Source organism: Flexivirga caeni (assembly GCF_003724155.1).
Lineage (GTDB): Bacteria > Actinomycetota > Actinomycetes > Actinomycetales > Dermatophilaceae > Flexivirga > Flexivirga caeni.
In genome coordinates this window covers 54,951-73,765 of the sequence record NZ_RJJQ01000012.1, presented here as the reverse complement: position 1 = coordinate 73,765, position 18,815 = coordinate 54,951, and the positions used below count along the sequence as shown (strand labels likewise).

At 67.7% G+C, this 18,815-nt stretch carries 15 protein-coding genes and 1 tRNA gene; 3 read left to right on the top strand and 13 right to left on the bottom strand.

What is annotated here, in order from left to right; all coding sequences use genetic code 11:
* Window positions 1–128 precede the first annotated feature (128 nt).
* The 7 genes from EFY87_RS12485 to EFY87_RS12455 all read right to left on the bottom strand — a co-directional run bounded on the left by EFY87_RS12485 (window position 129) and on the right by EFY87_RS12455 (window position 8,920).
* Window positions 129–998 (bottom strand): hypothetical protein, encoded by an 870-nt coding sequence (locus EFY87_RS12485; RefSeq protein ID WP_123271811.1) that lies wholly within the window; start codon window positions 996–998, stop codon window positions 129–131.
* A gap of 101 nt (window positions 999–1,099) precedes the next feature.
* Window positions 1,100–2,275, bottom strand: a complete 1,176-nt coding sequence (locus tag EFY87_RS12480) for a Wadjet anti-phage system protein JetD domain-containing protein (RefSeq protein ID WP_123271810.1) — start codon at window positions 2,273–2,275, stop codon at window positions 1,100–1,102.
* Window positions 2,272–5,670 carry an ATP-binding protein gene (locus tag EFY87_RS12475; RefSeq protein WP_123271809.1) on the bottom strand — a complete coding sequence of 1,133 codons (3,399 nt, stop codon included), beginning with the start codon at window positions 5,668–5,670 and terminating at the stop codon, window positions 2,272–2,274. Before EFY87_RS12475 ends, EFY87_RS12480 begins: the two co-directional genes overlap by 4 nt.
* Entirely contained in the window at window positions 5,663–6,241 is a 579-nt protein-coding gene (locus tag EFY87_RS12470; protein WP_123271808.1) for a DUF4194 domain-containing protein, read from the bottom strand. The genes EFY87_RS12475 and EFY87_RS12470 overlap by 8 nt, the downstream gene beginning before the upstream one ends.
* Window positions 6,238–7,680, bottom strand: coding sequence for a DUF3375 domain-containing protein (locus EFY87_RS12465; RefSeq protein WP_123271807.1), 1,443 nt, complete (start codon window positions 7,678–7,680; stop codon window positions 6,238–6,240). Before EFY87_RS12465 ends, EFY87_RS12470 begins: the two co-directional genes overlap by 4 nt.
* Window positions 7,681–7,790: 110 nt before the next feature.
* The gene (locus tag EFY87_RS12460; protein WP_123271806.1) at window positions 7,791–8,441 is read right to left on the bottom strand and encodes a class I SAM-dependent methyltransferase; all 651 of its coding nucleotides are present in this window, start codon (window positions 8,439–8,441) and stop codon (window positions 7,791–7,793) included.
* Between the two features lie 170 nt (window positions 8,442–8,611).
* Window positions 8,612–8,920 carry a hypothetical protein gene (locus tag EFY87_RS12455; RefSeq protein ID WP_148043319.1) on the bottom strand — a complete coding sequence of 103 codons (309 nt, stop codon included), beginning with the start codon at window positions 8,918–8,920 and terminating at the stop codon, window positions 8,612–8,614.
* Window positions 8,921–9,252: 332 nt separating this feature from the next.
* Here EFY87_RS12455 and EFY87_RS12450 point away from each other — a divergent pair, with 332 nt between their 5' ends.
* Entirely contained in the window at window positions 9,253–10,917 is a 1,665-nt protein-coding gene (locus EFY87_RS12450; RefSeq protein ID WP_123271919.1) for an APC family permease, read from the top strand.
* Window positions 10,918–10,961: 44 nt separating this feature from the next.
* Entirely contained in the window at window positions 10,962–11,852 is an 891-nt protein-coding gene (locus EFY87_RS12445) for a universal stress protein (RefSeq protein WP_158607620.1), read from the top strand.
* Between the two features lie 334 nt (window positions 11,853–12,186).
* Here EFY87_RS12445 and EFY87_RS12440 read toward each other — a convergent pair whose 3' ends face one another.
* From EFY87_RS12440 to EFY87_RS12420, 5 genes are all read right to left on the bottom strand, one after another.
* Window positions 12,187–12,618, bottom strand: coding sequence for a PIN domain-containing protein (locus tag EFY87_RS12440; protein WP_220093613.1), 432 nt, complete (start codon window positions 12,616–12,618; stop codon window positions 12,187–12,189).
* Complete coding sequence (locus EFY87_RS12435; protein WP_123271917.1) at window positions 12,615–12,842, bottom strand: FitA-like ribbon-helix-helix domain-containing protein; 228 nt, start codon at window positions 12,840–12,842, stop codon at window positions 12,615–12,617. Before EFY87_RS12435 ends, EFY87_RS12440 begins: the two co-directional genes overlap by 4 nt.
* A gap of 59 nt (window positions 12,843–12,901) precedes the next feature.
* Complete coding sequence (locus tag EFY87_RS12430; RefSeq protein ID WP_123271803.1) at window positions 12,902–13,540, bottom strand: tyrosine-type recombinase/integrase; 639 nt, start codon at window positions 13,538–13,540, stop codon at window positions 12,902–12,904.
* A 213-nt stretch (window positions 13,541–13,753) separates the two neighbouring features.
* Window positions 13,754–13,827: transfer RNA gene (locus EFY87_RS12425), tRNA-Met, on the bottom strand.
* Window positions 13,828–13,976: 149 nt separating this feature from the next.
* Window positions 13,977–17,012, bottom strand: a complete 3,036-nt coding sequence (locus EFY87_RS12420; protein ID WP_245988619.1) for a UPF0182 family membrane protein — start codon at window positions 17,010–17,012, stop codon at window positions 13,977–13,979.
* Window positions 17,013–17,162: 150 nt separating this feature from the next.
* Here EFY87_RS12420 and EFY87_RS12415 point away from each other — a divergent pair, with 150 nt between their 5' ends.
* A complete protein-coding gene (locus EFY87_RS12415) occupies window positions 17,163–17,708 on the top strand; it encodes a PPA1309 family protein (protein ID WP_123271915.1) in 546 nt (181 codons plus the stop codon).
* Between the two features lies 1 nt (window position 17,709).
* Here EFY87_RS12415 and EFY87_RS12410 read toward each other — a convergent pair whose 3' ends face one another.
* Complete coding sequence (locus tag EFY87_RS12410) at window positions 17,710–18,813, bottom strand: YlbL family protein (protein ID WP_123271802.1); 1,104 nt, start codon at window positions 18,811–18,813, stop codon at window positions 17,710–17,712.
* Between the last annotated feature and the right edge of the window lie 2 nt (window positions 18,814–18,815).

The following is an 18,815-nucleotide window of genomic DNA, read 5'->3' as shown; positions in this document are numbered from 1 at the left end:
GCGAGCGGGTCAGAAAGTGTGCTGGTGATCGGACGACCGGGAGACCGCGCCGCCAGGTGAGTCGCCGCGCCCCGAGCTGGGGCGGCGAGTGGACAGTAGTTGCGGCCAGGCTCGCCCTCTCACGACAACTACTGTCCTCTCGGTGCGGACGCTGTCGCCGCCGACAGGGCCGGCCCGAGCGTGACAGCGAGCTGGAACATCCGGCCGATCACGTCCGGCTTGATTTGCGCGTCCTCGGAGGAAACCTCGTGCGACAGGAAAGCGTGCGACCCGTGGAACTCGATCTTGCAGTCGTGTGCCTGCTCGATCAGCAGCGCCGTGAGGTTGTCATCGAAGAAGCCGGCGGCCCGCTCGTGGGTGGCGTCGGCCATCTGGGCGGCGTACTCCTTGCGCAACTGGCGGGTCGCCTTGTCCCGGTGGAACAGGCCGGCGCCGGAGTCCTGCAGCTGCTGATCCAGCTGGAACGTCTCGGGACCACCGGTCACCGTTCTGGGCAGAAACACCGTCGCACCCGTAACGTCGAAGTGCTGGTCGAGCGGGTTTGTCGCGTCGCGCTTCCGGTGGTGCCTCGGGACGAGTTTGATCTGTGGCGACGGATGGCCGAGAGCGACCCGGACGAACTTGGTGAACCGGCCGGAGCCGAGCGTCATACCAGCGCTCCATTCCTCGGTGGAGCCGACCGTGATGCGGCCGTCTGCAGTGGTGAGGGTGTGATGGACGCGGAACTCGGAATTCGGCGACAGGTCGACGTCGGCATACGGCCGTTGACCCGGGTCCGACTCATACGCCAGGTTGTTGATGCGGGCGAACTCGGCCTGCTTCCAGCGCAACACCCACGACCAGTCGCCGACCGTTCGCGACACCAGCGGCTGGGCGGCTTCCCGTGGTTCGAAGTAGGCCCGGTATGCCTTCACCGCGTCCTTGCACTGTCGGCGGGAAAGCTGCAACGGGCCGTAGTCCAGGTGCTGCAACCACTCTTCATTCGGCGTGCCGGGCACGAAAATCCCCTGTCTTATCGGGCGATCGAACGCTCGGAGGATACGCGGGCAACCCGGGTGTCGCCCGCGAGTGGACAGTAGATGCACTCAGGCTCGCGCTCTCACGACACCCATTGCCCACTCGGCGCGGCATAAGCCAGGCGACGGCGCGCCCAGGTCCAGTCCACCCGCTCCTGCTCCAGGCGGACCTTCGGCCCGAACGCGTCGCCGACCAGGTCGGCGTAGACGTCCTGCTCGGCACCAGTCAGGCGGGTGAGCGCGGCGCGGGTCGGGCGCCCTTCACGTACCCAGCGTTCCCGGTGCGCGAGCAGCGTCTCGCGATCCATCAGCACCGATCGTGTCTGCGGCAGCCAGGCGCGCAGCTGATGGAGTATGGCGAAGCCATGCGTGTCCAGGTCGCCCCAGTAGACGACATCGGCATTCGCCAGCCACGGCAGGCGGCCGACGTTGTCGACGTCGAAACCCTTGCCCCACAACACGACTCCGTCCTGCGGGACGTCGACGCTGAGGTAGGTGATCTCGTTCTCGATGACCAGTGCCCGGCGCGGCTCGATCGCCAGTTGCGCCAATTCGGTCGCCCGGACTGCGAGTTCGCTCATCGGCGCCGGAAGGCCGAGGCCCGCCGCCGGTCGCAACCGCACCAGCTCCGGCTTGGCCCGCAGACCCAGCGCGGTGCGGAACCCGGACGCCGAGGACGGCACGCCGAGCATCGCCGCAAGCACGCCGCGGTGGCGCTCGGCGAACTTGGTGTCGACGCCGGGCGCGCTGATCTCCCGCAGGTAGTGCGGCTCGCCGCGGTGCTCGTCCAGCCAGCGGTATGCCGCCAGCAGCGGGAGCATCTCGTCATACAACTCGAGCGCCCGGTGCGGGTGGTCGAGCACCCAGGCACGCACCGCAGGGTCGGTTGCCGTCAGCGCGACGAGCTCCCGGAACCGGCCCACGTCCGCCGCGACACCGAGCAGCGCCCACGCCTGGTCCAGCGACGACACCTGGACCCGGGACGGCAATTCGTTGCGGCCGATCCGGCGCCCGCCGATCGCCTGCCGGTGCACGGTGTAGCGCCGGCCGTCGCGGCTGCCGGCGTCCAGCGCGGCCACCCACTCCCGCACCGAGTTCAGGTCGTCGCCGATCTGCGACGGCCGCGGGCCCCGGACCGGGATGTCGATCGCGGTCAGCGGCATGACACCGGCGTCGGCGCGCAGCAATGACCCGTCGTCCCAGCGCCGGCGAACCGCCGCGGCGATGTCGTCCGGCGTCGTCCAGCGACGGGCCGTCACCGACGGCTGCCGTCGCGGCGGGTGCGGTAGTCCTCGATCGTCATCGTCTGCAACCGGGAGAAGGTGCCGGTCGGGTTGTCGACGAAACCGATTGCCTTGACGTAGGGCTCAATGACGTGAACCTTCTGCAGCGGAGTCACGATCAGCAGTTGCAGGCCCAGCTTGGCGAACAACTCCAGCGCGTAGCGGGTCGAGGCGTCCGAGCCGCGGCCGAACGCCTCATCGATCACCGCGAAGCGGAAGTCCTTGGACCGGGCGACACCCCACTCCAGGCCGAACTGGTAGGCGAGCGACGCCGCCAGGATGGTGTAGGCGAGCTTCTCCTTCTGACCGCCCGACTTCCCGTCGGAGTCGCTGTAGTGCTCCCACTCCTGATGCGACTCCAGGTCGCGCTCGGAGGCGGAGAAAACGAACCAGTTGCGGACGTCGGTCACCCGACGGGTCCAGGTCTTGTCCGAGTCGGCGAAACCGTCCCGGCCGCGGAACCGCTCGATGATCCGCTGCACGTCGAGGAAGCGCTGCTCGGAGTATTGGTCGCCGTCGACGACCAGGCTGTCATTGGTCAGGTTGCGCAGGTCGGCGCGGAACTGCGCAACCTCCTGGTTGACGGTCGCTTCCTTCTCCAGCCGGATGTAGCGACCCGGGTTGTAGGGCACCGCACCGAGCGCCTCGTTGATCCGCTCCACCCGCTCGTCGATGGCCGCCGCCTGCCGGCCGAGCCAGTTGTTGAACCCGGCGAGCTCCTGGATGGCGTTCTTGTTGAGCTGGTCCTTGAACTCCTGCTCGAAGCGCGGCAGGTCGTCACCGGCGACCCGGTCACGCAGCGCCACGAAGTCGGCCCGCGAGTCGACCGTCGCGTCCAGGTCGGCACGCAGCTCGGGCCACCGGCGCAGCACCTCCCCCATCGCCTGCCCGAGACTCTGCCCGTATCCGCCGAGTTCCCTGCCCAGGCGCTCGATGCGCGCGGTCAAGGTGTCGGTCAGCTGCTTCTCCGCGGCCGCGCAGTCGGCCGACCGCGCCGGCACCGTGCGGCCGAGGCGTGCGGTCAGGGCGTCGTATGACGCGCGCGCCGCCACCGCCTCGCCGGCCGGCCATCCCGCGATCAGCTCGTCGTCGCGCTGCTTGCCGTGCCGGGCCTGCTCGGTCGCCTTGGTCGTCGTCGCGACCTCCCCGGTCAGCGCGTCGATCTGCTCGGCCACGGCCGCCGCGGCCTGCGCGTTGCGCTCCAGTGCCGCGGTGATCTCGGCCAGCCGGGAGGAACCACTGGCCAGGCGGGCGCGCTCGGCGTCATACGCCTCCGCCCGGGCGACCGCCTCGGCGACGTCAACGTCGTCCCAGCTGCGGAAACCCTCCAGCCGGGTGAGCGCGTCCAGCTGCGCCTGGATCGCTTCACGCCGCGCGCCGACTTCGGCAGCCTCAGCCACGGCGCGGTCGCGCTCGGCGGCCAGCTCGTCGACCTCGGCACGCAGCGCCGCGATCTTGCGCTCGTTGGCCCAGCCGAGCACCCACCGGCGTGGGTCGTCGACGCGGTGCCGGTCGTCCTTCTCGTGCCGGTCGCCGGAGCGCACCTGCCCCTGCGTGGTGACGGCGCGGCGCTCGCTGCGGAACTCGGCCAGCGTCCGCGCGCACCGGTGGTCGGCGCGCTTGCTGAGTTCGTCGGTGAGGTATGCCGCGAACGGCCCGTCCTTGACCTCCAGGCAGTCCGCGAGCAGCAGCGTCGCACTGGGATCGCGTTGCAGCGGAACCCTGCGCTCCGCGACGCGTTCGTAGATCAGCCGGGCACCGACCGTGCGGCCTCCCCGGCCGCGCACGCTCAGCCGGTTGTCGTTAACCCACCCGGTGACTGCGTCGTAGTGCTGCTGCGGCACCAGCAAGGAGAGCGCGAAGCCGCGCAGCACGCGTTCGGCGGCGCCGCGCCATGCGGCCTGGTCCCCGTGGACGTCGAGCAGCTCGCCGGCATACGGCAGGTCCTCAGTGGTCAGGCCAAGCTCGTCGCACAACCGCTCGCGCAGCTCGACCTGCTCCGACGGCAGGTTGCTGGTGCGCTGCTCCAGGCTGTGCAGCTCCTCGGTCAGCCGGTCGACGCGCCGGCCGAGTTCCCGCTCGGTGGCGAACGCCTCGGCCGCCGCGTTGTCGAGGGCGCGCTTGGCATCGGCGAGCTGCGGACGCTCGGCCGCGACCCGCCCGGCCAGCGCGACGAAGCCGGTGCGGTCGCCGACCGGATCCCAGCCGGCGCCGGCCACCGCGAGATCGAACAGCGCACGCGTCTCCCGGCGCTGTTCGGCCTGGGCGCGGGCATCCCGGGTCAGGCGTTCCAGCTCGCCGATGCGGTCGCCGCCGGCTCGCGCACGCTCCTCGACCAGCGCCTCCCGCTCGCCGGCCAGCCGATCGCGCTGCTGCCGGGCTGCGCCCAGCTCGTCGCGCAACCGGGTCTCCTGGGTCTCCAGCTCGGCGATCTCGGCGGCGAACAGGCCGGAGCGCAGCTCTGCGACGAACAACGCCACCGCGGACCGGTCACGCTCGGCGGCCCCGCGTTCGGCGAGCGCACCGTCATACCTCGCGGCGATGCTGACGACGGGTTCGAGCGCGGCCAGTTGCTCCCGCGCCCGGGTGACCGCGTCGTGCGCCTTGGTCAGGTCCTCGAAGTGGCCGATGATGTCGCGCACGCGTCCGGCGGCGTCGCTGGGCTCGAGCATGTGGTCGCGGACGAAGTCGTTCAGGTTGCCGACCGACTTCATCGAAACCGTCTGGTGGAAGAGTTCGAGCGCCTGCTCGGACCGTATGCCGAGGAGGCGTCGCAGCGACGTGCCGTACTTCGGGAAGTCGTCGAAGACCTGCGCGCCGGCGTCCCGCAGCCGCTTGCGCAGGTCACGCAGGTCGGTGCCGAAATCGGCGAAATCGGTTGCTATCGAAAGGGATTTGTCGGCGGTCACGAAGAAGCGGTAGGGCTGGCCGGTGCTCTCGCGCTGCTGGAAGACCTGCGCGAGAGTGACCGTCTCGTCATACCCCTCGTTGGCGAAGATGCCCAGCACCACCGAATAGGACCGGCCGTTGCTGCGCAGCCCGATCGCACGGGAGCGGCCGGACGCCTCGGTGCGCTCGGACTTGTAGTGGCCCTCGACATACGACCGGAGGGTGCGCTCCTTGGCGTCGGCGCCCGCGGCCTTGTTGTAGGCGATGCGGTGCGCGGGCATCAGCAGCGTCGTCAGCGCGTCGACGAGGGTGGACTTCCCGGAGCCGATGTCGCCGGTGAGCAGCGCGGTGTCGCAGCCGGGGGTGAGGCGCCAGACGGACTTGTCGAAGGTGCCCCAGTTGAGCACCTCCAGCTGCTGCAGCCGGTAGCCGGCGCGGCCTTCGGCGGCCAGCTCGACGCTGGAGAAGAGCGCGTCAGTCATCGGCGGTGGCCTTTCCGGCATACTCGCGCAGCTTGCCCGCGAAGTCGTTCAGGGTCTCCGCGTCGACATACGCCTTGAGGATGCGGCGCACCTCCCAGCGGTCTCGTTCGCCGCGCGACTGGCGCAGGAAGCCGAGCTCGGCGGCCTTGCGGATCGTGGTCTCGGCGGTGTCGGCCAGGCGGGCGTCGTTGGTCGAGTCGGCCTGGAAGAGCCGCAACAGCTCGACGATCTGCTCGGTGCTCAGCACCAGCCGCCCTTCGCCGCCGAGCGTCTCGAACTCGACCAGACGCTTGCGCAGCAGCACCAGCAGCAGGCTCACCGGATAGGTCAGCGATCGCCGCCGCACCAGCCGCGGCAGCGCCTCCTCCCCCTCGACCTCGGGCCGGGAGCGCAGGAAAGCGTAGCCCTCGTCCTCGTCGACCACGACGTCCACGCCGATGGTCGCGAAGTGGTCGCGGACTCCCGCGCCGGAGCGCTCCAGGGTGAGCCAGGTGGTTTCGTCGGTCTCGCGGTAGACGACGCCCTGCATCAGCTTGATCACTGCGCTCGCGGTCGCGTGGGTGTCGGTCATCGTCGTTTCACCGTAACTTTCGGGAGCCTGGCCCGCTTCGTCGCGGTGGGGTCGGCCGGGTCGTCGTAGTCGAGCACGGTCTGGTCAGAGTCGTCCATCTCGACGCTGATCTCCCCGTCGTCGAGCGCGAGGTAACCGACGATCTCGGCCGCGCCCTGCTCGACGGGATAGAAGGTCACGATGTCGGACAGCAGGGCTGCGGAGTGCTCGGGGAGTATGGCGCGCACGTTTCGCAGCAGCCGCACCGGATCGACGAACGACTCGGCGAACAGCGCGTCATTGTCGACCTCCTCGGCTGTCGGCTCGATGAGGCTCTCGACCTCCGCCGCAGCCGGCGGCGTGTAGAGCGGGCGCTCGAACGGCAGGTTGATCGCAATGCCGGGTTCGTCCATCTCCAGTCCCCACGACGGCGGCTTGTCACGCACCTGGAGCGCCGCCGCCTCGACCTCACGGACCAGGTCGAGGACGCGGCGGTTTTCCAGCCACACCTGGTCGTCCAGGAACCGGCGCAGCTGCTCCGAGATCTGCCGGACAGTCCGCTGAGCGCGTTCGGCAGCCTCCGACCAGTCGTGGTGGATGCCCTTCATCCGCCGGTCGGCGTCGATCTCCCGCAGCGCCGACACACGGGCGAGCAGCTCGGTCAGCTCGTCCTGGCGCTGCTGGGAGAGGAGGAAGTCGTAGAACGCCTGGAAGCTGTGGCCCTGGTCGGAATGCGTGATCTGCGAACGGCTTCCGACCAAGCCGGCGAGCAGCTCCCCCTTGGCTCCGTCCCAGGTGGCGATCTTCTCGCGGGCTGACCGGTCGAGGCGGCGGAAGTTGTCTTCGACCTCGCGGAAGTCGGACAGCAACTCGCGCGCCGTCGCGGTGAACTGCTGGTATCGATCGCGTATGCCGGAGGGCTCGAGCACGGCGAACCGGCCTTCCTCGACGGCGGCGATCTCGGCGTCCAGCTCGTCGCGGCGGCGCTGCAGGTCGGCCAGCCGGCTCTCCGGGTCGGTGTCAGTGCCCTGCACGATCTGCCGCAGCAGCGCGACGGCAGTGTGCAGCCGCGACTCGGTCGCCACGAACGGGCGCACCTGCAGCGACTCGGCGAAGGCGTAGGCCTTCTCGAACGCAGGGGTGACTTCGTAGTGGACTTCGTCGTCGCCGGGTGGGTAGAAGCGGCGCAGAAATCCTGCCTCCGTCGCCGCCCAGTCCTCCAGGTAGGCACGCGGCTCCTTCGGGAATCGCCGCTCACCGTCAGGAGATCCGAGCTCGGTGTTCAATGCGTAGAGTTGCTCGTCCAGGGCGGCCGCGAGCTCACTCGCCGGGCAGGCGCCCCGGTTGCCGTCCACGAAGAAGTCGCCGAGGAAGGCCAGAACCAGGCTCGCGTTCCCCGCGCGCAACAGGCGCCACGCGGGGTGCCGGTCGCGCAGCGACTCGATCGATCCGAATTCCATCCGCCGATTGTAAGGAGTGGCTGGGACAGCGTCCGGCGCGCCGGACGGTGCTGGGAGCCTAGGCCGCCGGGTGGACAGCTGTTGTGGTCACGCCGCTGCCCTCGCGACAACTACTGTCCTCTCGGGGACGACCGTCGGACGGGAGCCTTGGCCGCCATACACAGGAAGAGACCGAATTCGCGGCCTGCCTTGACGACGGTCGTGGCGTCGGAGAAGTGGACGTCAACGAAACCGGCGCCGGCCACTTGCTCGGCGAGCCGCTGCCTGTCGAATCCGTGATGCCCGTCGAAATCGGGCTTGGCGGCGTGGAAGGCACCATCGGGGTCCGCGTCCAGGTCGGCGATCGCCAGGCGCCCACCGTCGACCAGCAGGCCAGCCACGGAGCGCAACAGCCCATCCACGTCGTGCACGTGATGCAGGGCCATCGAACTCCACACCACGTCGTAGCTGCCATCGATCCGGTCGGTCGTCAGGTCTGCCTGCACCGCGCGCACCCGGTCACCGAGGCCGGCGGCCGCGATGCGCTGCGCGGCGACCTGCACCATCCCGGCGGAAGGATCGGTGACGACCACCGAGGCCACCCGGTCGGCGAGCAGGATGCTGAGCCGGCCGGTGCCGCCGCCGATGTCGAGTGCACGCATCTCCGATCGCAGGTCGGCCGCCTGCTCGATCGCGCGGGCCACCGCCAGCTGGCGTTCCTCGTGCCCCGGCTCGTCGTCCCAGGCAGCAGCTTCGTCGTCGAATCGCGTATGTTGCGGCACGTATTCGACCTTAAGCCCGGCGGTCGCACAGCTGCATCCCGTTGCGGAGGACCTGTCGGATTATCGGTGTGACGCGGCCGAACGCTGCACCATCCGCACTGGAGTTGCGGCCGATGACCCGCCACGTCCGTCTGGACCGTTCGCGTTCCGTTAGCACACCCACAGGTTGTTCAGGCCGGACCGTGGCCCCAACCGGAGGAACCGGTCGGGTCATGCGACCTTTCGAGCTCGCGCAGGCCGCCGACGACCGTGATCCACCGCCGCAATGACGCCAGGTATTCAGTGCTGTAGCTGTCGTCCATGCGGCGGGAGATGACCTGGGCGTGCGACACCAAGACCATCCGCAGATAGCTCCTGCCCGACGGAGTTGCCAGACACCACACCCCGGTCATCCGGCTGCCGAACCGCAGCCGGAAGTGATCCTTGTCGGCCGCGATCCGCAGGACCGAGGTCGAGTTGCTGAAGTACCGACTCGACACAGGCGCTCCCTGCTTTCCGTCCGCGGGCACTTGCTATCCAGCAAACCACAACCATATCGAGCGCCGGACGCAAAGGCTGAGTTGAGACTGATTATAACCCGGGAAAACCATGGGACTTCCAGCAGGTTACTGACTGTCCACTCTCCGCTAGGACAGGATTCTGCCATTCCGCGTCGTCTTGAGCTCGGAACCGGATGACGGTTCACCGACGCACCGCTTCGGAGGTCGAAGTAGATCAATCAAGGTCGTCCCGAATCTGAACCACGTCACGGAGGTTGGACAATGCGCGAGCGATACACGTGGTCGGCGGGGATCAGCGGGAGGCGAACGGTATGAGTGTCGACACCGCAGCTCCGGTCCAAGCAGGTGAACTGCCGAGGACAGTCGGCTTCCGCGGCTTGATGTTGATCTCACTCGGATCGATTATCGGCTCTGGGTGGCTGATGGCGGCGCTGGACTCCTCGAAAGAGGCTGGACCGGCCGCGATCATCAGCTGGATCCTGTGCGCGGTCCTGTTTGCCTTCCTGGCCTTGTGCTATGCCGAGCTCGGCGCGACGTACCCGGTCGCCGGTGGTACCGGGCGCTTTCCCTTCTTCTCCCACGGCCGGGTGGTCGGCTTTCTCAGCAGCTGGTCCTCCTGGCTGCAGGCGGTCCTGATCGCACCGGTTGAGATCATCGCCGCAGTCAGCTACCTGAATGGCCTGCACTCGGTGAACAAGCACTTCCCGATGCTGAACAACCAGGGCCTGTTGAACCTGCGCGGCATCCTCGTCGGCCTGGCGGCCATGGTGGTCTTCACCGCCATCAACCTGGCCGGTGGCAAGTTCATGTCCGAGAGCAACACGATCATGATGATCTGGAAGACCGCGATCCCGCTGCTGGCGGTCGTGGTCGTCCTGTATGAGTCGCACCACCTGGGCAACCTGAACAATGCCCACGCCGGCGGCTTCGCTCCGGACGGCATTCATGGCATCCTGTCCGCGCTGCCCGCTGCTGGTGTGGCCTTCGCGCTCCAGGGTTTTGAGCAGGCCGCTCAGCTGGCCGGTGAGGCCAAGAATCCGGGCAAGGACCTGTCCAAGGCGATCATCGTCGCGATGGTCATCGGCGCCGGGATCTATGCGCTGCTGGAGGTGGCCTTCGTCCTGGGTGTCTCGCCCTCGGACATCGCCCACGGCTGGCAAACCCCACTCGGGGTCGCGAACGCCAACACCAGCAGCGCCTGGTACACGCTGGCTGAGGCCGTGGGCGTGACCTGGCTGGGCACTTTGCTGATCGCCGACGCGGTCATCTCCCCCAGCGCCACCGGCGTCGTCTACATGGGCACCACCTCGCGACTGACCTACAACCTGGGCAAAGAGCCGGAGATGCCCGGCTTCCTGTCGAAGGTGAGCCCGAATGGAGTCCCGGTCAACGCGATCATCGCCTCCGCGATCATCGGCTGTATCGGCTTCGGCCCGTTCAAGAGCTGGTCGGTGATCGTGAACATGGTCACGGCCTTCACGGCGATCATGTATGGCTTCGCCCCGATCGCCCTGGCCGGGCTGCACAAGAAGGACCCCGACCGGGCACGCGCCTACACGATGCCGATCCCGAAAGTGCTGCTGCCGATCGGTTTCATCTCTGCGAACTTCCTCATCTACTGGGGTGGCTGGGACAACACCTGGAAGCTGATGATCGTGCTGGTCCTCGGCCTGATCTTGTTCGCGATCGGCTCCCGACGTGCGGCCGATCCTTTCGACGGGGTCAAGAACGCGGTCTGGGTTCCGGTGTGGCTGGCCGGCACCGCCGTCATCGGCTACCTCGGCCGGTATGGCGCGGGGACCGACCCCGATCACGACGGGCACCTCAACTGGCTGCCGAACTATGTCGACCTGGGCGTAGTGATCGTCTTCTCCCTGGTGATCTTCTTCTGGGCCGTCAATTGCACCCGGACCGCTGAGCAGGTGCAGCGCGCCATCGACGCCGACCTCGGCCGGACCGACCTGCTGTCCGAATAGTTCGAAGTCCCTCCGCACCGTCCGCCCTCATGCAAGGAGATGTTGTGACCACGATTGTTGCCTATCGTTCCGGGTCGGGTGGCCGCGAAGCGCTTCGCCTCGGAGCCCTGTGGGCTCGCTCAGCTAGTTCCAAGCTCTTGGTGGTGTCGGCATTCGCCGCGGATGACGAGGGCGTGCCCACCATCGACATCCACTACCGGGACATTCTGCGCGAGCAGCTGTCCGAGGCGATGGCGGACGCCAAGTCGCGCGCACCCGAAGGCGTCGACGTCGAGTTCCGGATCCAGGACGGCCATTCGATCCCGAGTGCCCTGACCCAGTTGGGCGAGCAGGAATCCGCGGATCTGATCGTCGTCGGAAACTCCGCTCACGGGATGCTCGGCCGGGTGAGTCTCGGCAGCGTCGCGAACCACCTGGTGCACTCCAGCCCGGTGCCGATCGCCTTGGCGCCGCGCGGCTTCCGGACAAGCCGGAACGACAGGGTGACTCGGGTGGTCGCCGCATTCGGTGGTCAGGCCAGCAAGTCCGGCCTGGTGCTGGCCGCCGCAGGAATCTGCGCCCAGACCGGCGCGGAACTCCAGTTGGCGGCATTCGTGGTTCAGCCGCGGTCCGCGACCCCCGAATCGATGCAGGCTCTCACCCGTGACATCCACGACAAGGCGCAGGAGGTGCTCACCGTAGTGAAAGCCCTGCCGAACGCACCGAAGGTCGCCGACACGATCGTCCGCACCGGCGAATCCTGGACTGATGCCGTCGAGGGCCTGGAGTGGGAAACCGGAGACGTGCTCGTCGTCGGCTCCAGCGACATGAGCACGGGTCGGCGAGTCTTCCTCGGTTCCAACGGGATGCGGATCGTGCGCGCTTCGCCGGTCCCGGTGATCGTGGTCCCCCGCGCTGCCGTCGACACCCTGGCCGAGCGCGCCGCGGAGGGCTGATTCCAGAGGCTGGCGCTGCGCATCTGCGCGGCCCCAGCTCTCCCCGCTGGCCGGCGCAGTAGTGCCCGCGTGGACTCCTGTCTGGGCCTCGGGGACTCGAACGAACCTGAGCGGACGAGCATGGAAGACCGGATTCAGGTCGTGGTCTACACCGATAAGAGCCCGCCGTTGTTCCTGGCTACGCCCTGACGTCGACGGCGACGATCGGCAGCCGACGAACCGGTTCGCGACGTGGCGTCCAGGTCGCCTGCCTAACGTCCGAACTATGCCGCGATCCGCTGGGCGCGCGGGTGCGTCACTTCGCCGCCAGTGGGTCACAGCCACACGGTCGCCGCTACGCGCCTTGGTCCCACGGGCTCAGGCAGGCGACGCCGAGTGGTTCGAAGTGCCGGGTGTTGCGGGTGACAACGGTCATGTCCGCGGCTTGAGCAACGGCAGCAATGAGTGCGTCGTCGAGCGGAGCGTGTTCGGGGACTCGGTGGGTGGCCAGTATCCGGGAAGCGGGGAGGTCGAATGGCAACACCCGATCGGCGAACGCCGGCAGAACGTGGTCTTCGAACCAACGGCGCAGGATCTCGCCTTGAAGCCGGTCGAATCGCTCCTTGGCAACCACGCCACGTTCGATCTCTGCCATCGTCGTTGCCGTCACGAACTGATCCGCGATGGGCACCGATGCGGCCCAAGCCTCGACCTGCGGATTGCGCCCTCGGACCCGCAGGGCGGAGACCACGTTGGTGTCCAGCACGTACTGCATCAGCCGAGTCACAGATCAGGCGTACCAGCAGTCACCCCGAGGCGCTCGGGCTCGAACTCGATGTCCGACCCTTCGTCGGTGCTGAGCAGGTCGACGAGGGTGACCGGCTCACGTTCGAGAGCGTCTGCAAGGATCTCCCGCGCTTCGGCCTCGACGGACCGGCGGTGCTGTTCGGCACGCGTCTTGAGCGCAGCCTTGGTCCCCGCGGGAAGGTTGCGAATCAGAATCTGCTCCACGACGATCATCTCCGATATCAACACAACGATATCACCTATGGACTCAACCTGTTGTCCGCTCAGAGGCCGAGGTCACGGCTGGTGCTGGTTGCGAGCGCTTCAGCGGGGCGGATGTAGTGGTTGAGCAGGGTGCCGAGGTCGCGGTGGCGGGTCTGGGCGGCGATCCGGTCGATAGAAGCGCCGTTGATCGCGGTGGTGGTGGCATGGCCGGCACGCAAAGAGTGACCTGTCACGGGAATCCCGTCGAACCCTGCTGCTTGAGCGCGAGCCTGGACGAGTCGGCTGAGAGCTCGCGACCCGATGCGCTGAGTGGTGACGTGACCGTGGTGGGCGACCCGCGGGTGAAGAGCGGTCCCGCCTCCGGCGAGTGGATCTTGAGCCAGGCATCGAGGGCGCGGATCGGATCGGTCAACGGGTTGCCTCCGCGAGCCACTCCGACCAGTTGACCCCGCTTGACCCCGCGCGTCCTGATCGGTCTTGGAGCGGCGCACCGTGACGAGAACACCGGTGGGCTTGGTGGTGATGTCGTCTACGTCGAGGGCGGAGACCTCACCGGGTCGCATCGCGGATGCGTAGCCGAGGGGGATGACGGCTCGGTCACGAACACCGATGGCTGTGCTTGTGTCGATGGCCGAGATGATCTGAGCAACCTCAGCAGGAGTGAGTGGAGGGGCTTGGTGACGCGGAGCGACCCCCATGATCCGACGGAGCCCTCGATGCACACGCCGCACGACGACATCGACAGTCGGATCGGCGAAGCCTTCCTGGTAATGCCTGTGAGCGATCCCGGAGCAGTACCCGTCGAGCGTCCCGAAGGTGAGACCCCTCCGCAAAGGAGGGCTTGTGGAAGGGTGGTCAAATCCCTAGAACCTTTCAGGCCCGGGAAACCTTGATTTCCCGGGCCTGATTCGTAGCGGGGGCAGGATTTGAACCTGCGACCTCCGGGTTATGAGCCCGGCGAGCTACCGAGCTGCTCCACCCCGCGTCGGTGAACACAACCTTACGCGACGGCCAGCGCAGCGCCAAATCGGCGGATCCGCGCGCCGTTCGGCATACCCGACGCCACGTACGCCAGCCCGAGCATGCCCAGCGCGCGCCATACCGCGCGCCCGGCATGCTCGGGACCGGCGCAACCTAGTTGGAGCCGGTGGACGAAGGTTCCGGTGAGGAACTGGACGACGGCGTCGTGCCGCCTTCGGCCTCAATGGCCCGCTTCAGCGCGGCGGCGAGTTCCTTCTGGTCCTGCCCGTATGCCGCGAAGTCGCCCTTCTTCAGATCGGCCTGACCCTTGGCATACCACTTCTCCGCGTCGGCGAGCGCCGCCCGCACCGCGGCGTTGGACGTCCCGGACGACTTTGCGGACGAGGAAGGCGACGACGAAGGCGACGACGACGGGGCCGAGCCGGACGACGGCGCTGTCGCCTGCCCCGAATCCCCAGCAGTAGCACCGGAATCGCCGCCGAAGAGGGAGTTGAGCGCACCATTGAGTGTGGTGTCCCAGGCGAGCTTGTCACCGAAACCGACCACCACCGCCTGGAGCAGCGGGAACGAGGTGCTGCCGGACGCCTTGACATAGATCGGCTCTACATACAGCAACCCGCCGCCGACCGGCAGGGTGAGCAGGTTGCCCTCCTCCACCGAGGAACCGACCTGCTTGTTGTAGGTCAGGAACTGCGAGAGCGTCTGCTTGGTCGTCGGCGACACCGCCTGCGAGGAGTTGATGTCGTTCTGGAACTGCCCGGGACCCTTGATGGTCACATTGCGGGGCATTTCCAGGATGCGGAACGTGCCGTAGTCGGGCGCCTTCTTCCCCGGTGTCGAGCCAGCGTCGGCGTCGACCGTCATGAACGCCGACAGGTTCTGCCGGTCGCCTGTGGGGATGTAGGTCGTCGTGAGCGAGAACGTCGGCGAGGTCTGGTCCGGCATCGCAACCGACAGGTAATAGGGCGGCACCTGGGCGCCGGCCTTCGAGGACGGGTCGGTCGGCACCTGCCACTGGTCGTTGCCCTGGAAGAACTGGCCCGGGTCAGTCACGTGATATTTGGTGAGCAGTTCCCGCTGCACCTTGAAGAGGTCCTCCGGGTAGCGCAGGTGCGCCATCAGGTTCGCGGAGATGTCCGACATCGGCTTCACCGTGCCGGGGAAGGCGGCCATCCAGGCTTTCAGCACCGGATCGGTGTCGTCCCACGCGTAGAGCGTCACCGCGCCGGTGTAGGCGTTCACCGTCGCCTTGACCGAGTTGCGGATGTAGTTGATCCGGCCGCCGGCAAGCGTGCGCAGGTTGTCCGACTGACTGGTAAGCGAGTCGGACGTCGCGTTGCCGAGCGACTGCAGCTCCGAGTTCGGGTAATGCGCGCTCGTCGTATAGCCGTCGACCACCCACTGCACCTGCCCGTCCTCCACCACCGGGTAGGGGTCGCCGTCCACCGTCAGCCACGGCGCGACCTTCTTCACCCGGTCGATCGGGTTGCGGGTGTCGAGGATCCGCGAGTCAGGGTTGATCGCCCCGGAGAAGAGGAAGTTGAGGTCGTGATACTTCGTGGCATACGCGACCCGGCGCGGCCACGACCCCATGGCGACGCCGCCGCCCCCGGTGTAGGTCGTGCGCTGCTCGCCGCCGGACGAGGAGTCGGGGTAATCGAGCTCCCGTTTGGTGCCGTTCTTCGGGCCGCCGACGATCGAGAATTGCGGGGAGGATTCCCCAAAGTAGATGCGTGGCTGGAAGGCGCCCAGCTTGCCCGTCGGGGGGATGCCGGACTCCATGAACACCGGCTGGCCGTTGTCGGTGCGCTTGTTGCCGTATGCCGCCACGACGCCGAACCCGTGCGTGTAGACCATGTGGTCGTTGACCCAATTGCGTTGCGACGCAGGGACACCGGCCAGGGACATCTCGCGCACACCGATCACCACGTCGTCGGTCTGCTTGCCCACCTTGTAGCGGTCGACGTCCAGCGTGTTGGCGAACTGGTAGTAGCTCTTCTGCCCCTGCAACTGCCGGAAGGTCGGCGACACGATCGAGGGGTCCACCAGTCGGATGCCGGGCACCGTCTCGGCGTCCTGCGCGAGCTGGCCGGCGCTGGTGGACTTCGTCGGGGTGTATGGCGTGACCTGCACCTTGTCCAGGCCGTAGGCCGCCTTGGTCGCCGTGAGGTTCTGGCTGATGTATGGCGATTGCAGCGCCTGCTCGTTCCCGCGCACCTTCAGGCGCTGCACCAGCGCCGGGTAGATCGCGCCGAGCACGATCGCGCACACGATCAGCAGCGCCAGCCCGACGATCGGCAACCGCCAGGTGCGCGTCCAGATGGTCGCCACGAAGAGGGCCGCGCAGATGACGGCGGCGGCGGCGAGCATCGCCTTCGCGGGCAGCACGGCGTTCTGGGCGGTGTAGTCGATGCCGGTGAACAGCGAGTTGTCGGTCGCCGTCTGGTCGTAGCGGCCTAGCCAGTAGGCGGCGCCGCGCACCAGCACCAGCACCGCGAACAGCACCGACAAGTGGATGCGCGCTGCTCCGGTGGTGTGGACTCCCTTGTCGTGCAAGGAGATCCCGCCATACAGGTAATGCATGACGAGGGCGGCGACGGCCGACAGGATCAGCGCCATGGTGAGGAACGACACGACTGTCTGCAGCCACGGGAGGGTGAAGACGTAGAAACCGATGTCCTTGTGGAACTCGGGGTCCTTGGTCCCGAAACGCTGGCGATGCAGCCACAGCAGCACGACCTTCCACTGCCCGATCGCGGCGGAGCCGGAGAACACCCCGAAGGCCAGCGGCACCACCCAGAACGTGGCGCGCCGGAACGGTTCGATCGCCTCGCGGTAGCGGTCCATGGCGTCCATCTCGCTCGTCGACGGCGCATAGACCGGCCGATGCCGGAAAGCGAGCCACATGCTGACCCAGATGAGCCCGCCGACGAAGAGCCCGCCGACCACGAAAAGGATTGCCTTGGTGAGGTATTCGATGCGGAAGACCGATGCGTAGCCCAGGCTGTCGAACCAGAGCTTGGTGGTCCAGACATTCGCCCAGACCTGGACAGCGACCACGAGCACGACGAGCGCGCAGATCACCATCAGGGTGCGGCGGGCACCCGCAGGCCCTACTCGCCGGGCAGTCACTCGGGCGCGCTGGTCGCCGTTGCCGGCATCGTCGGTCGGGTCGTCCGCAGAACTCACGTGGGCCTCGAAGTCGGTTCGTGTGCAGGGTCCAGGTTTGGGGACAACCTAACCCGCGCAGTTATGAACGCGTGTGGCGAGCCGGGAAAAGCGCCGTGTGCGGTGGCACCGCGCGCGGCTGCATCGATGACGTGCGGCAGCATGGAGGGTATGCCGCCCGAAGAGTCCGCGCCCGTCGCCAAACCCGTGCTCAGCCCGCTCGCCGAGTGTGCGGTCGAGACCGAGCGACACGTCGCAGCTGCCGGATGGGACCAGGCACCACGCCTTTTCGCGATCGCCCGCAACCGCGACCTGCTCAAGCGGGAGCCCGGCCTCGCGGGGCAGCTGCGCGGTGCCGACCCCGCGGCATACAGCACGATCGAGCAGGAGGGCCTGCCGCAGACGTCCAGCATCGAGAGCCTGTTGCGTCAGCTGGCCTGGCCGCCCGAGGTCGACGGAGTCGCGCTCGCCGTCGAGCGCATCGTCGTGCCGCCGGAGGCCGAGCAGGGCCTGCCGGAGAATCCGGTTGCCGCCACGGACGCCCTCGCCGCGCACCCCGACCGGGCCGACGTGCGCCTCTTCGCCGCGGTGCTGCGCGACGGCGAGTCGATCTGCCTGCTGCGGCAGCGCGCGCACGACACCGATGACAAGGTCGCCGTAGGCCAGGACATCGCGCCCGGCCTGGTGCACGCGCTGCGGGTGACGCTGGAGGAGTAGCTCAGCCGCAACTGGGGAAGCCACTGGTCTGCCCGGTGCGGATCTCCTTCAGCATGGCCAGCGCATCGCTGAAATCGTTGATCTTGATCACTGTCAGACCCGCCGGAATGTGGCCGACGGCCTCCTGGCAGTCGCTCACCGGCGCGAGGAAGAACTGCGCGCCTGCTCGCTTGGCACCGAGCATCTTCTGCCGGATGCCGCCGATCGGGCCGACCGAGCCGTCCTCGGACATCGTGCCGGTGCCGGCGATCTTCTTGCCACCGGTCAGCGAACCGGAGGTGAGCAGGTCATAGATCGCCAGCGTGAACATCGTGCCCGCCGACGGTCCGCCGACGTTCCCTGCGTTGACCTTTACCTGGTAGGGGAACTTGTATGACGGTGCGATCGCGATGCCGAACACCGCCCCGCCGTCCTGACCCTTTCCGGTCGGCACGCGCAGGTCGACCCGCTTGCCGCCGCGCATGACCGTAACCGGCACGACCGCACCGGCATGCACCTTCGACATCGCGGTCGAGATCGACGTCAAGTCGGTGACCTTGGCGCCATTGACGGTCACCAGCTGGTCCTTGGGCAGCAGCTTGCCCGTGGCCGGCGCGCCTTGCTGCAACTCCACGACGGTGATCGTCTCGGGGACGGTGACCCCGGCAGCGCGCATGGCGACGACTTCGGCGGTCTGCTGCGAGTTGGTCATCTCCGAGGTGCTCTGCTGCTGCACCTGCTGGGAAGTGACGCCCTTCTGGAACCACATGCTTTCGGGGTCGATCTCGGCATCGTCGTCGAAGTATTTGGCCTTCAGCCACTCCATGATGCTCACCGGGTATTGCGGCCCGCCCGCCATCGACACCGTGGTGAAATCGAGGCTGCCCGTAGCCGGGTAGGTGCGCGCGCCCGAGATCTCGATGACCGGTTTGCCGCCCGCTGTGCCCAGCGTGTTGGTCACCGGCCCCGGCCGCAGGATCACCTTCGGCACGTGGATCAGGTTCAGCGCCGCGATCGCGACGATCACCACGATCGCGATCACGAGCAGGGCGATGTTCTTGCCGCTCAGTCTGCGCGCGGAGGTGCGCTCGATGCCGCCATCAGGCAGATCGGTGTTCGTCGTCATCT

Bases quoted from the DNA above. Each gene is read 5' to 3' on its own strand.
- EFY87_RS12410 (WP_123271802.1), bottom strand. From the start codon at position 18,813: ATGACGACGAACACCGATCTGCCTGATGGCGGCATCGAGCGCACCTCC.
- EFY87_RS12430 (WP_123271803.1), bottom strand. From the start codon at position 13,540: ATGGGGGTCGCTCCGCGTCACCAAGCCCCTCCACTCACTCCTGCTGAG.
- EFY87_RS12465 (WP_123271807.1), bottom strand. From the start codon at position 7,680: ATGGAATTCGGATCGATCGAGTCGCTGCGCGACCGGCACCCCGCGTGG.
- EFY87_RS12450 (WP_123271919.1), top strand. From the start codon at position 9,253: ATGAGTGTCGACACCGCAGCTCCGGTCCAAGCAGGTGAACTGCCGAGG.
- EFY87_RS12415 (WP_123271915.1), top strand. From the start codon at position 17,163: ATGCCGCCCGAAGAGTCCGCGCCCGTCGCCAAACCCGTGCTCAGCCCG.
- EFY87_RS12470 (WP_123271808.1), bottom strand. From the start codon at position 6,241: ATGACCGACACCCACGCGACCGCGAGCGCAGTGATCAAGCTGATGCAG.
- EFY87_RS12475 (WP_123271809.1), bottom strand. From the start codon at position 5,670: ATGACTGACGCGCTCTTCTCCAGCGTCGAGCTGGCCGCCGAAGGCCGC.